The sequence below is a fragment of the Bacillus sp. FSL P2-0099 genome (assembly GCF_038007445.1).
Taxonomy (GTDB): domain Bacteria; phylum Bacillota; class Bacilli; order Bacillales; family Bacillaceae_G; genus Bacillus_A; species Bacillus_A mycoides.
Genome location: NZ_JBBOXE010000001.1, coordinates 1,328,860 through 1,344,570, shown reverse-complemented (window position 1 = coordinate 1,344,570; position 15,711 = coordinate 1,328,860). Strand labels below are relative to the sequence as shown.

Here is a 15,711-nt window from a genome sequence, read left to right as displayed (position 1 = left end):
CGCCCCTTCTCTAAATAAACATAAAAAATTGATAACTAAGCATGAGCAGGGTTCAGAAAAACCCTGCTCATAATGTCTCACTTTTTATATTAAACGGTACAAGCCACGCACTCTTCCACGCTTAATTTACGTGTTCTCGTATAATAAAGACTCTTCAAGCCTTTTTTATGTGCATAAATGTAGTAACGTGCTAACTCACGTGTTGAAATATCACTATTAACATAAAGAATTGTACTAATTCCTTGGTCAATATGTTCTTGAACTTCTGCGATTAAATCAATTAATTTAAACTGATTCATATCATAAGAAGATTTATAGTACCAAAACGTATCTTTTGATAAATACGGCATTGGATAATATGTTGTCGCATTCGCATACGTTCTTGATTCAATTTGACTTACGATTGGCATTACGCTTGAAGTTGCATTTTGAACGTAACTGATCGATTGTGTCGGAGCGATTGCAAGACGATATGAGTTGTATAAACCATTCTTCTGTACTTGCTCTTTTAAACTTGTCCAATCTTCTTTTGTTGGAATATGAATTCCTTCAAATAATTGCTGAATTTTTTCAGTTACTGGGCTGTAATCTGTCGTTTCATACTTTTCAAAGTATGTGCCGTTTGCATAATCAGACTTATCGAAGTCTTTAAATGTTTCGCCTTTTTCTTTAGCGATCTCCATACTTTTCTCAATCGAGTAGTAATTTAACATCATAAAGAATGTACGAGCGAATTCTTTCGCTTCAGCACTTTCATAAGCGATTTTATTTTTTGCTAAATATCCATGTAAGTTCATTGCTCCAAGTCCAACTGAATGAAGCTCATCATTTGCTTTTTTCACAGTTGGGGCATTCGGAATGATCGTCATATCAGAAACAGCTGTTAAAGCTTCCATTCCCGCATGAACTGCTTCACGAATTTCTTTATTTTCCATTACGTTTACGATATTTAACGATCCTAAGTTACAGTTAATATCACGGCGGATAATGTCTTCTGTACCGTAATCATTTATTTCAGAAGTTTCTTGTAGCTGGAAGATTTCTGTACATAAGTTCGACATCTTCACAGTTCCAATATCCTTCAGTGGATGCTGGTTATTTGCATTTGATTTAAACATTAAGTATGGGTAACCAGACTCAAGCTGAATCATAGCAATTTTAATAAGCATATCACGCGCACTAATATCTAGTGGCTTCTTCTTCACTTTCGGATTGCTCATTAATTCATCGTACATTTCGTCGATATCTATATCATCTAAATGTTTTCCGTACTCTTTAAATACTGTATAAGGCGCGAAAACATGGAAAGGTTCGTTTTTCTCAGCAAGCTCAAAGAACTTACTTGGAACGATAATTCCGATTGATAGAGACTGAATACGGCTCTTCTCATCGGCATTTATTTTTTTGGTATCAAGGAATTCAATAATATCCCAATGGAAAATGTTTAAGTATACTGCACCTGCACCTTTTCGTTGCATATTGTTACTCCATATCGTCAAAACGTATGGGGGATAGTCATTTCTGCTATCCTCTCTATATCGCTATAGAGTTCAGACCATATCTTCTTCTCGCCAAATTCTTCATTTAACCATTTATCATATGTTTGATGCACATGAATATGGCATAAACTATAATAAATGTATACACCCTTTGAATTTGGTTGTTTTGAGAAGCCAGGTTCGAGCTACTTAGTCACCTACATAGCCACTTGGTCGTTGAACCTTCTCCTTATCTAATAAATTTAGGAGCTCGGCTGCTGATTTCCTGCAATCTTGGATTTTCAGGGTTCGCTACGTAATTTCTTCGTAGTATCCTACCTTGATATACTCAGGCGTTCCAGCAATTGACCTGGTTTTATAGTTGAGCCATAAAGTTAACCCAACTGATTCGCATACGAAAACGAATCTTCAAGTAATTTCATAACAGGTACTACACCACTTGCGGCGTTATCAATACCTTTAATTTGCTCACCACGTGCACGTAGCTTAGATAAGTTTAAAGCTACTCCACCACCGATTTTCGATAATTGCATTGCAGTATTAATGTTAAAGCCGATTGAATTTAAGCTATCATCCATCTCTAACAAGAAACAAGACACCATTTCTCCTCTTCTGCTTCGTCCCGCATTTAAAAAGGTTGGTGTCGCTGGTTGGTAGTTTTGTTTTACAATCATGCTTGCGAAGTGTTTTGCCTTCGCAACATCACCGCGTCCTAAGTATAATGAAACAATTGCTACACGATCTTCATAGCTTTCTAAGTATTGTTTTTGATCATTCGTTTTTAACGCATAATCTTTATAGAACTTAGATGCTGCCATATAAGATTGGAACTCGAAGTTTTCACCATAAGCGATGTTATAAACTCCTTCTACTTCCTCCAAGCTATACTCGTCCAGAACGTTGTAATAGTAATCATGTTCTTTCATATACTCCATTCGCTCTGCTACGCTATTAAAATGAACGGTATTCTCTCTAGCTTCTTCCATAAAGACTTCTAATGCCTCTTTATCTTTATGAAGCTGATAAAAACCGTCCTGCATTTGCGTGATTTCATTATTCAGTTCAATGTGTCGCAATCTCCCGCACCCTTTCTTTAAAATATTCTACATCATTATTTGTTCCAGATAACTCAAATTTTGATACAATAGGCACTTCATATTTAGTAGAGATTTTGTCAGCACTTGCACCAAACATGTCTCCCCAATTACGATTGCCACTTGCAGATACGCCTTTTAATTTTTCATTATTGCGTTCTAAAAAGTCTAAAACACGTTCCGGTACATTTCCAAAACCTGTTGTATACGTAATAAGAATAAAGTCTTCATCTAATACTAGAGCTTCATCAATTTGAACGGCCGGCATATTTAATTTGTGAATGAAACGCTTCACGTTTCCTGTCATAGAATCATATGCAACTAACATTTCCGACCCTCCCTCTCCAATCTATATTCTCTGTATGTCGTTTCTTGATTTCTCTATATATTGTATTACGTTTCAAAATAAGACACAAGATATATGTATAAATTCTTTCTTTTTTTAACTTTTACTTTTCGACATGACCGTCGATTTTTTTCAATACAAAGACTATGAAACAACATTCTAAAACTCATGTCAATAAAGTGCTTTTCAAAAAAGTTGTCAACGAATTTAACCTTATTTTTAAAAAAGTTACCAATATTTTTTGTCATAAAACAGTAAATGCTGGAGTAATATATTTCTCCAGCATCACGCAAAAAAGAACAGATATTAAACGATAATCTGTTCTAACAAACGATTACATTTATCAATTTTACTTTATTAAATATTATACATATTCTTTCGTTCCTCGTTACATACTAAAAGATAACTATTATAGAAAAAGATTATTATTATGGAACTTCAATTTATTTATGAAAAAAATTATTCAGGGTGCTCAATACGCAAAATATCTCTTACAAATATATGATGTGGATTCTCATCTTTATCGAGCATTGTACATACAGGAGCTTCTTCATCAAAGTATACGATCATTCCTTCTACGTACTGATATGTATGTTGAACTTGTACCGTTACTTTAATTTCTACTGCTTGTTCATACGCCCTTTTTATTTTCTGAAGCATTTTTGCTGAACATTTTCGTTTCTCTGGATACATAACCATTCCCATAAACCTATTCCCAGCTCTATCTTTCCACATATAATCCCAATGTGGCAATATGCCTTGTTTAAAATCCCCCATAATTCTCCTCTCCTTTACCTTCTATTTATGAACGTGGTGTTTCTGAATATGTATAAATTACCTGTCCACCGCGCTGTGCGTTCCCGATAATATGTTTAAAATCTTCTCGATTTACAACAACTTCTCTGAACGTATAAAATACATCTTTCGTCGCAACATACTCCTTTATTTCATCATTTTTCAGCTGATCCAAAATTGTATTTGCTAATTGTTTATCCATGTATTTCACCTCTCTGCAATATTTTATTCTATCGCATCTTCTATAGGTCGACAACGGTAAAATTATCCCGTTACTATTATGTAATTCACTTTCATTATTTTTATATCTATATCACTTTATTATATTCGCACTAAATATCATATACTAACATAGCTACTTCTCTATATCAAACTTTTTGATACCCTGTATAACAAAGTTCCAAATCACTGTTTGATATTTTATTTTATGCTACAATATATATTTAGAACTAGGAGGGATACTATGATTCGGAAAGCAAAAAAGACAGATGCGGTAGAAGTAGCACCTTTATTGTATAACGCTCTGCACGAAATTGCTGAAAAAATCACAGGTAGCACAGTTGAAGCAAAAGTAATACTAGGACTTGAAACATGGTTCGTAAAAGAAAATAATCGATTGAGCTATGAAAACTGTTTAGTGGCTGAACAAGGTGGAAAGGTAGTTGGGGTTATTGTCGTTTATCACGGTAGTGACGCTGAACAACTTGATGCACCAATCATACACTACTTAAGAGAACTACATGAAGATGAATCCATTACGTTAGAAAAAGAAGCTGAACTTGATGAGTATTATATTGACACGTTGTCAGTTTCAAGTATGTACAGTGGACGTGGTATTGGCTCTAAATTAATCGATGCAGCTGAACTTCATGCAACTGAAAAAGGGCATGAAAAAATCGCCTTACTTGTTAATTTAGAAAACAAACGCGCTTTTTCACTATATGAAAAACTTGGTTACAAAGAAGATAAAACCGTTATGCTCGTCGGTGAACCGTATGCCCATCTAATAAAACCATTACGGTCATTGGTTTCTATATCTTAAAAGGACAATTCTTTTTTACTTGTTATGTAGAGAAAGAGGCTGCCAAAGGGACAGCCTCTTTTAAATTAATTTTGTATTTAATACATTTCCATCCATCGCCTCATGAAATGTATACGTTGTACATCCCCATGGCTTCCTATGAAAAATAGGCGAACCAGACCACCCCATTGCCCTCAGTTCAGTCCCAAGCATCGCATTAAAATAACTATGACCTACAAGGGCAATATGTCCATGTACGAGCGCATAGCGGTGCAACATATTAGCGGCTTGCCTTGCTCTTTCTCGTACTTCCTTATAAGACTCAACCTCTTTACTATAACCAACTATCCATCGTGTACGTCCAATAAACATCCATACATTCGGTTTACATTTCAACCATTTTGGAGCATAAAAACTCGTTGGAACTTCAGCTTCCCTAAAAAGAGGATTTTGCACAAAAGATAGGGAATCCAATAACTCAGCCGCTGACTGTACAGCGCGCCTTTGATCACTCGTTACAACCAGTTTCGCTGATTCAATCGCCTCAATTGTTTCAATTGGTATAGGAGTTTCTTTTACTGTAGTCCCTAAATCATATTGCTTCATCCATTCACGAAATGAAATAATTGTCATTGGCTCTATAGTACTGTCCAAACGACCATGACGAATAAAAGAAATTCGCATTCTTTCCACTCCCCATTCATCACTTACGAACTATATTACGTACTATTTCTTCTTGCCATCATACCATGCATAAAAAGAAAGTTATATATCCCCACCACTATCATGTGTTATCGAAGTGTGCACACCATCCAGTCCATCAAAATATGTAGTTGTTTCATGATGACGCACTTTCTTCAACTGTATATATGAAAATAAAAATAATAAAATCGCTATAAAGCTCCCCACAATTTCAAACATCATTTTCCAGCCCCTAATTTCTCCCACTTTAGTAGGTCATTGTATCTTTTATTATACTCCCGTATAAAGATGTATGCATTTTCATCATTCTTCTCCTAAACAATATTTTTTACATATTTTCTTACAAAAAGTGAATATTTTTCGAATTTTTACTTTGGAAACATTTACAAAGTAGTAAATATAGTTCAAAATAAGAAGAAATAAAAAAGCCCAAATTATTCTTTTTTTGGGAAAACTGGAACAAGGAGAGTTGCTTATGCAGATCGCAGAAACTGGAGATATCATTGAATTTAAAGGTGGAATGCAAGGCCGTGTTCAAAAGGTAAATCAAAACTCCGTTATTGTTGATATAACAATTATGGAGAATTTTAGAGAACTAGATATGGAACCTCTTACAGTTGTAAGCCATAAAAACTATACTGTCATTAATCAACATGCATAATATAATAGAAAGAAAGGATCTGTATATCATACAGATCCTTTCTTTCTATATTAACGATTATCGATCTTTTCTGGATATAAATCGTGATTCATCATGCGGTAGTCTGCCATTTTCTCATACTTAGTTCCTGGGCGGCCGTAGTTACAGTAAGGATCGATTGAAATACCACCACGTGGTGTAAATTTCCCCCATACCTCAATATAGCGTGGATCCATTAATTTAATTAAATCATTCATAATAACGTTCATGCAATCTTCGTGGAAGTCACCATGATTTCGGAAGCTAAATAAATATAGCTTTAAAGATTTACTCTCTACCATTCTTTGTTCTGGAATGTAGCTAATATAAATTGTTGCAAAATCTGGTTGTCCTGTTTTCGGACATAAACTTGTAAATTCAGGACAATTGAATTTTACAAAGTAATCACGGTTTGGATGGTTATTATCAAATACCTCTAAAATTTCCGGGCTATATTCAAATAAATATTTTGTATTTTGATTTCCTAATAATGTTACATCTTTTAAATCTTCATCTAATCTTCCTGCCATTTTAAACATCCCTTCTCATTATACCCCTCGTTTATTTCCCCATACTAACGCATGAAGCTGAGGCAGTACTTTCGCATCATTCATTTCTTTACAATTCACAGCTTTTTCAATAAGCCACTCATATTTTTCTAATAGTTTTTTTATAAGCACCGCATCATCCACTGTTTTCGTATCATCATTCCCTACTTGTAAGAAAAATGGTACATTCGGATAACGCTCGTGCATCTTAACTGCATATTCAAAATCTTGATCATCGAATACTACTACTTTTAAACTAAAATCTTTCCCTGCTAGTTTATGAATAACAGAATCTAACATCTGAAAATCTGTTTTCATAGTTGAGCTTGGTGGTTTTGGAGAAATCGTTACCTCATCTATTTGAAGCAACCAATCTTGCCATTTACTCCCTTGTGTTTCTACCGCTGTTCGCATTCCATTCTCCTTTAATATAGAAAGAAGAAATTGCATATTTTTCAGCAAAACAGGATTTCCACCCGAAATCGTAACATGAGAAAAATTTTCTCCACCAATTTCTACAAGCTCATTCCAAATGTCTTCCGGTGTCATTTGTTTAATTTGCTCTTTGGCCGATCCATCCCATGTAAAAGCAGAATCACACCAAGCACAGCTATAATCACAGCCCGCTGTACGGATAAACATTGTCTTTTGTCCTACAACCATCCCTTCTCCTTGAATGGTTGGACCAAATATTTCTAAGACGGGGATTTTACTCATCGAGCATCCACTCCCGTCTTACTTCCGCATAACTAGTCGGCGTCTCAAAAAGACGAACAAATTCAACACGAGCTCCCTTATATTCGTTCGCACGATTATCTTTCGTTAATGCTTCTGCCATCTTTTCATAAATCCAAACGACCATATTTTCAGCAGTCGTATTCATTTCTGGCAATGTTTCGTTTAAATAACGATGATCTAAATAAATTTCTATTTCATTTTTCCAAATCTCTTTTATATCTCCAAAGTCAATTGCAAGGCCTATTTCATTTACATATCCGCTAATTCCAAATACAACTTTATATGTGTGTCCATGTAAATTTTTACATTTCCCTTCATAGCAGTGTAAATGGTGCGCTGCGTCAAATGTAAATTCCTTGCTGACCATTACTCTTTTATTATGATATTTGAGTTGTTCACGCTGAATATCCTTGTCCATTTTTTGCAAATTTTCTACGATGCGAAATCCAAAAAAGTTATCCATTAATTGCTCGCTCCTTCGCGTTCTTGTAGATACGTATCTAATCCCGCTTTACGAAGTTGACATGCTGGACATTCACCGCAACCATCACCAATGATTCCGTTATAACATGTTAATGTTTTTTCTCTAACAAACTCAAATGCTCCAAGTTCATCCGATAATTTCCATGTCTCTGCTTTATCAATCCACATAAGTGGTGTATGAATAACAAACGGATAATCCATAGATAAATTTAATGTAACGTTTAATGATTTCACAAACACGTCACGACAATCTGGATAACCACTGAAATCAGTTTCACATACACCCGTTACAATATGACGTGCTCCAACTTGTTTTGCTAATACAGCCGCAAATGATAAAAATAGTAAATTTCGTCCATCTACAAATGTTGATGGCAATTCACCTTCTTCATGTGTAATCTCCATATCCGTTCTCGTTAACGCATTTGGAGCAAGTTGATTTAATAGGCTCATATCTAGTATCGTATGTTTAATTCCTAGCTCTTTCGCAATTTCCACTGCACAATCAATTTCTAATTTATGACGTTGATTGTAGTTAAATGTTACAGCTTCCACTTCTTCAAACTGCTGTATCGCCCAAAATAAACATGTTGTACTATCTTGTCCACCACTAAAAACAACAACTGCTTTTTCTTTTTTCATTTCACTCATTCTCCTTCTCTACTACGAATAAGAAGAAAGAACGTTCTTGAACTGTCACAATAAAAAAACAAAACAATACCTAATGATATTGTTGTTTCCATAGTTTTTTATAGAGGGAGTTCGCGAACCTCTCCCATGCAGTGCACGGAATTTCTTCTTTCATTGACAAAGATTATTGTAACATATTGTATACTACCAGAAAAAATTTCTGATTTTTTCCGCTATTTCGCATTTCATTTATTTCATTTTATAGTATGATTAATTTAATGTTAGAAGAGAGGAGGCATCCCACTGGAACTCTTTATTATTTACCTCTTTTTAAATATATTATCTATTCTCGTTACAATGCTCGTATATCATTTATTTTGGAATCAGAAAGGGAAACGATCTCCTAAATTAAATTCAGCCATATTTATTGTATTGTGTTGCCTCGCTACCATACTATGTATCACTTTCGCAGCAAAAACAAATAATGGTTTTCAGTTCGACATGCGACATATCGTATTAATTGTCGGCACGTTAACGGGAGGGCCTATTGCTGGTGGCTCTATTTTAGCTGTATTAAACATTTATCGCTTTTTATTGGGAGGAATAGGTGCGTTTCCATCCTTTATCGCTTCTATTCTCCTATTTATTGTTCTACTATTAACATACAAATTTTTTAATCGAAGTTCTAATCATATAAAAATAACACTTGCTATTTTTTACAGTCTTACTTATGGATTTGGTTGGATACCATTTTTCCTTGCAAGTGTTACAAATGAGGCAGATTATATACCACATATCATTGTGTACGAACTATGTACGATGATTGGTACGATCCTTATTTTATATTTACTACACATATTACAAATGCAAGTTCGTCTCCAAAATGAACTTATGAACGCTGAGAAATTTCATTTAATCGGCGAAATGGCAGCTTCTATCTCTCATGAAATTCGTAATCCTTTAACTGCAACGAAAGGTTTTTTACAACTTTTACAGTCAGATGCATGTTCTGAGAAAGAACGAAAATTATATATCGACATAGCCATTAATGGTATCGAACAAGCAAATCACGTTCTTACAGACTACTTAACTTTTGCAAAACCGAGTATTGAAAAAGAACAACAATTACAAGTAGAGGAAGAATTACTTCATGCGTTGTCTTTGATCACACCTCTCGCCAATTTAGCAAATGTTCGTATAAATTATATAAAACAAAGTACATCTTTCTTTATCGCTGGCGAAAAGCAAAAACTGAACCAATGTTTATTAAATATTTTTAAAAATTGTATTGAGGCTATGCCTACAGGTGGCGACCTTATTCTTACATTAGTTCCAGCCCATAAACATATACAATTATATATAAAAGATACAGGAGTTGGTATGGATCAAGAACAAATAAAACGCCTTGGATCACCTTTCTACTCAACGAAAGAAAAAGGGACCGGACTCGGAATGATGGTCGTCTTCAGCGTCATTCAAGCAATGGATGGAAAGATTGATATTATAAGCGAAAAAGGGACAGGTACAACCTTCTTATTAACTTTCCCACTCATACAAAAAACGTGATGAACTTCATCACGTTTTTTCTGTTCCTTCAACTAATTCTGCAAAAGCTTTCACTTTCCCATGTGGCTTTTGATTTTCTTTCCGAGCTTTCCAGGCGCGCTCTTCTTCTCTCTTTTTCTTTGACATGCTTTTCAACTCCTTCTTTTCTTTTCTCCATGTAGTATTCCAAAATGAGAAAGAAAACTATGCATGAGTAAAAAAGAAAAGAAGCGGTTCCCCACTTCTTTCATTTTAACGCTGTAAAATTGCATGTTTCGCTTCTTTTAGCTGAGTAAGATGTCTTTGTTCGTGTAAATCTAGAAATTGAACCCATTGATATAAATTCAAATCATTAAAAATAGGATGTTTTAATCCATTTTCAAATAATTCTTTTTCATCTATTACACTATGAAGGGCATGTAATAATTCTTGTCGTGAATGTTCTAGTAATTGAATTCCTTGCAGTTTTTTCATTAATGTTTCTGTTGGTTTCATTTGTTGAGGAGCTTCCCTTTTATGTGTGCGATCAAGCGTAAGTTGGAGGTCTTTAAATGGAGCAAGTTTTCTTTCTTTTTTTTGCAAAGCATATACAAGGGCAGATGTGACAGACTGTTCAACTAAATGCAAATGATGCAAAATTTGAATAATACTCCATTTATCACGGCGTGGCTTTACATTCACCTCCGTATCATTTAACATTTCAATTTCTGATAACAGCGTGCTTCGTGTAGACTGTAATGAGTGGACTAAAGTTTCTAAACTAACATCCATATTAGATTGAAGCATAGTGCTTTCCCCCCTTTTGTTGGTGAAAAGGGGCGCTCCCCATTAGAAACACCCCTAAAATAATTCTGAATTTTCTTTTATTATCTCATCATTTTTCTATTATGTCGATGTTAAACATAGGAAAAAAGTGCATGTTTTTTTACAATTTTGTGTCGTCAACAGCACGTAACCACGCTTCAATTTCTGTAATTACACTTTTTACACACCCTTCAGCGAATGGTGATGTTAAATTTGCAACTTCTACTAATTCTAAGAATGATTTACTTCCACCTTGTTGACAAAGATTCACATAATCTTCCCAAGCCTCTTGTCTATTATCTCTTGCACGTTTCCAAAATTGCAGTGCACAAATTTGAGCTAACGTGTAGTCAATATAATAGAAAGGTGAGCTATAAATATGACCTTGACGTTGCCAGAAACCACCACGCTCTAAATAATCATTATCTTCATAATCACGATGTGGTAAATACTTCTTCTCTATGTTACGCCATGCTGACTTACGTTCTGCTGGCGATGCTTCTGGATTTTCATATACATAATGTTGATATTCATCTACAGATACACCGTACGGTAAAAATAGAAGTGCTGAACTTAAGTGTGAGAAATAATATTTATCCGCATCTTCTTCAAAGAATAACTTCATCCATGGCCATGTAAAGAATTCCATACTCATTGAATGGATTTCACATGCTTCATATGTTGGCCAATTATATTCTGGAATTTCATACTTACGACTTTCATATACTTGGAAAGCATGACCAGCTTCATGTGTTAATACATCAATGTCCCCAGACGTTCCATTAAAGTTTGAGAAGATGAATGGCGCTTTATAATTCTCGATATATGTACAATATCCACCACCAGCTTTTCCTTTTTTCGCAACTAAATCTAATAAATCATTATCGAGCATGAAATTAAAAAACTCATCTGTTTCAGCTGATAATTCTTTATACATCGTTTTCCCGTGATTAATAATCCAATCGGCATCGCCTTTTGGAGTTGGATTACCTGTAGCAAACTCAAAGTTTTCATCATAATAAGCGAGCTTTTCTACACCAATGCGTGCTTTTTGTCTATTTCTTAACTCGGTTGCAACTGGAACGATATAATCTAATACTTGCTGACGATAGTTCGCTACCATTTCAGCATTATAATCTGTACGATACATTCTTGCATATCCTAATTCAACAAAGTTTTTAAAACCAAGTGTTTTTGCGATTTTCGTTCTCACTTTAACAAGCTCATCATAAATACGATCTAACTCTTCCTCGTTCTCAGCTAAAAATCCGTAGTATGCTTCACTTGCTGCTTTACGTTCACTTCTTTCTTTTCCTTGCATAAACGGAATAAGTTGCGATAACGTTCTTTCTTCTCCTGCAAAGTCAATTTTTGCAGATGCTAATAACTGCGTATATTGTGAAGACAATTTATTCTCTAATTGTAAATCTTTCACTACTTCATCTGAATATGTTTTTAAATCACATTCAGCTAGAGCAAATAATTGCTTTCCATAATACGCTTCTAATTCTTCGCGGAATGGAGAATGAATTAACGCATTATAATACTTTGTACCATACCCTTGTACAACTGGAGAGAATTCATCAAAGAAATCCTGCTCATCTTTATAAAAGGAATCTGTCGTATCAACAGAATGACGAATGTAACAAAGGTTACCCATTGTACCAAAGTCATTACGAATTTCGTTAATTGAATTGATAACTTGTTTTTGTTCTTCCACAGTTTTTGCGTTATCAAACTTCTCTAAAGCAACAGTAAATTTCCCTTTTAATTCTTCAATATTTGGCCGTTTATATTCATAGTCTTTAAATGACATGAACGAGCCCCCTCTCCATTATATGCATCATTATTATAATTCAATTCTTACTTACAAATCTCCTCTTATTCTTCAGCAAAATGCGGTAGATGATATCATAAATACATGCATACAAAAAAGCCTTGGATTTCTTTATCCAAAGCTCCTTTGGAACATATCATCATTTTTCATACTTTCCAATTTTTTTCAATAGCTCGAGTAATTCATCCTTCTCATCCTTCGTTAACATTTCAAAAGACTGATATATAACTTGCTCATGACCTGGAAAAATAGAAGCAATAAAGCTCTCTCCAGACTCCGTTAATTGTGCATAAATAACACGCCTGTCATTTGGACATGGAATTCGTTTTACAAGCCCTTTTTTCTCTAGCTTATCTACAACGTATGTAATGCTGCCACTAGCTATTAAAATACGCTCACCGATTTGCTGAAGTGGTTGGCCTCCTTTATGATATAGTAATTCTAATACAGCAAACTCAGTTGGATTTAATCCGTTACTTTGTATGGATTTATTTGTAGTATCCATAACAGAACGATGTACACGGGATAATGCAATAAATACTTTTAAAGATTGAGAAATGTCTTCTCGCTCATTATTTGATGTCATACCATTTCAACCCTTCACTTAAATTCTCCGCAACAAAAAGAAAAGCAACGTAGCACCTCATTACAACTTCCGAATGAATATTCACTCATTCCTTTTCCTTTCCCTAATGTAATACAAATGATTCTTGAATAAAAACATGACAATTTTAACATAGTTTATATATAATGATAATAAAAAAAGAAGGAGTACCAAATTTGAAAGTCAAATTACAAAGCATAGTTTTTTACATACTGCTTGTTATACTGCCAACGATAGGGATTGGTGCCACATTTTTTTCATATCACACTTATCAAATGAAACAGGCAAACAAACTATCTGCTCACACTGTTCTCTTTTTATATAGAGACTATTTAGACCATCACCTTGGTGAAGCTATATCTGCCTTAGAAATGCTCGCAAAAGTCGTAGGGACCGAAACTGGAAACATCAATGGGATTAAACAGATTGTACATGATACCGATGGAAATGATGAACGTTTTTCCGGTCTATATTACGCTACGACAGATGGGATGATTACACTCGCATCCCAAGGCGATTCGCCGCCTATTGATGTTTCTGACCGCCAATACATCCAAGATGCATTGCAATCTAAGAAAACAACTGTATCATCAGTTATTACAGATCGCGTTCTTGGACATCAAGCTATTATGATTGCGTCTCCAATATTTAATAGACAAAAGGAACTCTCAGGCTTATTATTAGCAAGTTTACGCTTTGACTACATTTCAGCCTCTTTAAATGCTATTAAACCACAATATCATTTCGAAGTGACTGATAAACATGATGTAGTTTTTCTAACCGATGATAATAACGAAACAAGCGATGGGCATTCTAACATGCTTACTACCCCACTCCAAAGATTAAATTGGAAAGTCTCTGTTTCTCCGTTACCTATTCATCAACAAACTTTATACCAGTTAGTTTCAATAGAGTGTATAGCTACTTTATTTTTAATGTCTATTTTATTTTTACTTGCTCAATATATGTTATTAAAACGTCAAACAAAACTAGAAAGACAACAAAATGAACTACAAAAAATTGAATTGGTTGGAACTTTTGCAGCTAGTACAGCTCATGAAATCCGTAACCCTCTTACTGGAATTAAAGGACTCGTTGCTCTGTTAAAAGAGAAATATAAAGATGAACAGGATCAGTTCTACTTTTCCGTAATCGAACAAGAAATAGAGCGAATTAATGAAATTGTAAGCGAATTTCTTATTCTTGGAAAACCAACTGCCATCATTGAACAAACATATGATGTAAGAACGATTCTTAATGAGGTAGCATTAATTATCCAATCTGAAGCGAATCTACATAACATTGTATTTCATTTACATTTGCCAGACCACCCTGTTCATATACGTTGCTCAAAAGACCATATGAAACAAGTGGTTTTAAACATTACAAAAAATGCAATTGAAGCTATGGCTTCTGGTGATACATTAACCATTGTAGTAACAAACAACGAAAAACACGCACACTTGCAAATTATTGATACTGGAAAAGGGATTCCTAAACATATTCAAAAACACCTCTTTCATCCGTTCTTTACTAATAAAGATACTGGAACAGGTCTTGGGCTTGTTATATGTAAACGAATTGTAGAGATGTACAATGGGCATATATTTATTGATAGTAAAGAAAACAAAGGAACGACAGTTCATATAGAGATTCCATTACACATAGTATAATTATCCTTATCCTAAAAGGGTAATTATACTTATTTCATAAAACCAGCTACAAACATTCTCCAAAAATTGTTTGATTTCCCTTCATACCCAATTTGAAAAATAGGAACCTTTATAATTGAAAACCATTTCGGTGTTTGTTTTTCTTTGTAACGCTGATACTGTACGATAAGCTTGTCCAATTCTTGACTAACTTGAATTGTCTCCATACTATTTAACCCACTTGTTAATCCTAAATGAATCATTTCTTCACGTTTCATATGAATATCATGCGAAAGCTTTTCTAATGTGTACTTCCTTTTTACAGTAAACATCCATATCCCCCTTATTTTTCTTCCATACTCTCAACGCCTCTTCTACTTTAGCCCTTTAAACACTTAATTCTATTTAAAATTGAAGAATCAGAAAATTTAACATTTTTCTCCTGTAATTTACAAATCTTTACCCTCACTTTGAGAATTATTACAAATTATTCTATCTTTGTAAATACATTCGCAATAATAGACATTTTTTTCATCTTCTTTTTTGTAAATACTCCGTAAACAGTGGATTCTCTATTTTCAATGTACTTTTCTTCGACATTTTTTGTTTAATTTATGTAAAAACGCAAAACATAATGATGATTGATAAAGTGAACTTTAATCAGTGGGGGTTTTGTCCATCCCCACTAATTATTAGCCTTCACCAATCGGGCGTTTACGGGCAGTGGATTTTCC

At 34.3% G+C, this 15,711-nt stretch carries 18 protein-coding genes, 2 pseudogenes and 1 riboswitch; of the genes and pseudogenes, 4 read left to right on the top strand and 16 right to left on the bottom strand.

The genetic code is table 11. The annotated features are described in order from the left end of the window. Positions 1–89 precede the first annotated feature (89 nt). The 5 genes and pseudogenes from MKY90_RS06880 to MKY90_RS06860 all read right to left on the bottom strand — a co-directional run. Positions 90–1,475 (bottom strand): annotated as a pseudogene (locus MKY90_RS06880) (ribonucleoside-diphosphate reductase subunit alpha); the annotation flags it as partial. Positions 1,476–1,876: 401 nt separating this feature from the next. Beyond that, a pseudogene (locus tag MKY90_RS06875) lies at positions 1,877–2,575 on the bottom strand (ribonucleotide reductase N-terminal alpha domain-containing protein); the annotation flags it as partial. Further along, positions 2,562–2,921, bottom strand: a complete 360-nt coding sequence (nrdI, locus tag MKY90_RS06870) for a class Ib ribonucleoside-diphosphate reductase assembly flavoprotein NrdI (protein WP_000959445.1) — start codon at positions 2,919–2,921, stop codon at positions 2,562–2,564. The gene nrdI and the pseudogene MKY90_RS06875, both read right to left, overlap by 14 nt. Positions 2,922–3,398: 477 nt before the next feature. After that, positions 3,399–3,716 carry a hypothetical protein gene (locus MKY90_RS06865; protein WP_002011512.1) on the bottom strand — a complete coding sequence of 106 codons (318 nt, stop codon included), beginning with the start codon at positions 3,714–3,716 and terminating at the stop codon, positions 3,399–3,401. Positions 3,717–3,741: 25 nt separating this feature from the next. After that, positions 3,742–3,936, bottom strand: coding sequence for a hypothetical protein (locus MKY90_RS06860; RefSeq protein ID WP_002011514.1), 195 nt, complete (start codon positions 3,934–3,936; stop codon positions 3,742–3,744). Between the two features lie 261 nt (positions 3,937–4,197). Between MKY90_RS06860 and MKY90_RS06855 the strand changes: the two genes are divergently transcribed. Further along, entirely contained in the window at positions 4,198–4,776 is a 579-nt protein-coding gene (locus tag MKY90_RS06855; protein ID WP_002011516.1) for a GNAT family N-acetyltransferase, read from the top strand. A gap of 60 nt (positions 4,777–4,836) precedes the next feature. On the opposite strand, the gene MKY90_RS06850 is transcribed toward MKY90_RS06855, so the two are convergent. After that, entirely contained in the window at positions 4,837–5,439 is a 603-nt protein-coding gene (locus MKY90_RS06850) for a histidine phosphatase family protein (RefSeq protein WP_063217421.1), read from the bottom strand. Positions 5,440–5,520: 81 nt separating this feature from the next. Next, entirely contained in the window at positions 5,521–5,679 is a 159-nt protein-coding gene (locus tag MKY90_RS06845; protein ID WP_002086806.1) for a hypothetical protein, read from the bottom strand. Between the two features lie 253 nt (positions 5,680–5,932). Between MKY90_RS06845 and MKY90_RS06840 the strand changes: the two genes are divergently transcribed. Further along, entirely contained in the window at positions 5,933–6,118 is a 186-nt protein-coding gene (locus MKY90_RS06840; protein WP_002064385.1) for a YkvS family protein, read from the top strand. 50 nt (positions 6,119–6,168) lie between these two features. Here the strand turns inward: MKY90_RS06840 and queF are convergent, their stop codons facing one another. From queF to queC, 4 genes are read right to left on the bottom strand one after another with little or no spacing between them, the layout of a single operon-like run. Further along, positions 6,169–6,666, bottom strand: coding sequence for a preQ(1) synthase (gene queF, locus MKY90_RS06835; protein ID WP_002086808.1), 498 nt, complete (start codon positions 6,664–6,666; stop codon positions 6,169–6,171). 18 nt (positions 6,667–6,684) lie between these two features. Beyond that, entirely contained in the window at positions 6,685–7,401 is a 717-nt protein-coding gene (queE, locus tag MKY90_RS06830) for a 7-carboxy-7-deazaguanine synthase QueE (protein WP_063217420.1), read from the bottom strand. Next, positions 7,394–7,885, bottom strand: a complete 492-nt coding sequence (queD, locus tag MKY90_RS06825; RefSeq protein ID WP_002011526.1) for a 6-carboxytetrahydropterin synthase QueD — start codon at positions 7,883–7,885, stop codon at positions 7,394–7,396. Before queD ends, queE begins: the two co-directional genes overlap by 8 nt. Next, on the bottom strand, positions 7,885–8,547 hold the full coding sequence (gene queC / locus MKY90_RS06820) for a 7-cyano-7-deazaguanine synthase QueC (RefSeq protein ID WP_002168840.1): 663 nt from the start codon (positions 8,545–8,547) through the stop codon (positions 7,885–7,887). The genes queD and queC overlap by 1 nt, the downstream gene beginning before the upstream one ends. A gap of 93 nt (positions 8,548–8,640) precedes the next feature. Continuing rightward, positions 8,641–8,684: riboswitch (PreQ1 riboswitch) on the bottom strand. 208 nt (positions 8,685–8,892) lie between these two features. Here queC and MKY90_RS06815 point away from each other — a divergent pair. Then, complete coding sequence (locus MKY90_RS06815) at positions 8,893–10,101, top strand: ATP-binding protein (protein WP_063217419.1); 1,209 nt, start codon at positions 8,893–8,895, stop codon at positions 10,099–10,101. Between the two features lie 9 nt (positions 10,102–10,110). Here the strand turns inward: MKY90_RS06815 and MKY90_RS06810 are convergent, their stop codons facing one another. From MKY90_RS06810 to MKY90_RS06795, 4 genes are all read right to left on the bottom strand, one after another. Continuing rightward, positions 10,111–10,227, bottom strand: a complete 117-nt coding sequence (locus MKY90_RS06810; RefSeq protein ID WP_000038354.1) for a DUF6254 family protein — start codon at positions 10,225–10,227, stop codon at positions 10,111–10,113. Between the two features lie 105 nt (positions 10,228–10,332). After that, entirely contained in the window at positions 10,333–10,866 is a 534-nt protein-coding gene (locus tag MKY90_RS06805; protein WP_002030551.1) for a DinB family protein, read from the bottom strand. A 139-nt stretch (positions 10,867–11,005) separates the two neighbouring features. Then, positions 11,006–12,700, bottom strand: coding sequence for a M3 family oligoendopeptidase (locus tag MKY90_RS06800; RefSeq protein ID WP_098167314.1), 1,695 nt, complete (start codon positions 12,698–12,700; stop codon positions 11,006–11,008). Between the two features lie 160 nt (positions 12,701–12,860). Further along, on the bottom strand, positions 12,861–13,307 hold the full coding sequence (locus MKY90_RS06795; RefSeq protein WP_002011538.1) for a MarR family winged helix-turn-helix transcriptional regulator: 447 nt from the start codon (positions 13,305–13,307) through the stop codon (positions 12,861–12,863). Positions 13,308–13,501: 194 nt separating this feature from the next. On the opposite strand from MKY90_RS06795, the gene MKY90_RS06790 reads away from it, so the two are divergent. Next, on the top strand, positions 13,502–14,998 hold the full coding sequence (locus MKY90_RS06790) for a DUF3149 domain-containing protein (protein WP_061675919.1): 1,497 nt from the start codon (positions 13,502–13,504) through the stop codon (positions 14,996–14,998). Between the two features lie 29 nt (positions 14,999–15,027). Here MKY90_RS06790 and MKY90_RS06785 read toward each other — a convergent pair whose 3' ends face one another. Continuing rightward, positions 15,028–15,309 (bottom strand): aspartyl-phosphate phosphatase Spo0E family protein, encoded by a 282-nt coding sequence (locus tag MKY90_RS06785; protein WP_002011543.1) that lies wholly within the window; start codon positions 15,307–15,309, stop codon positions 15,028–15,030. Positions 15,310–15,711 lie beyond the last annotated feature (402 nt).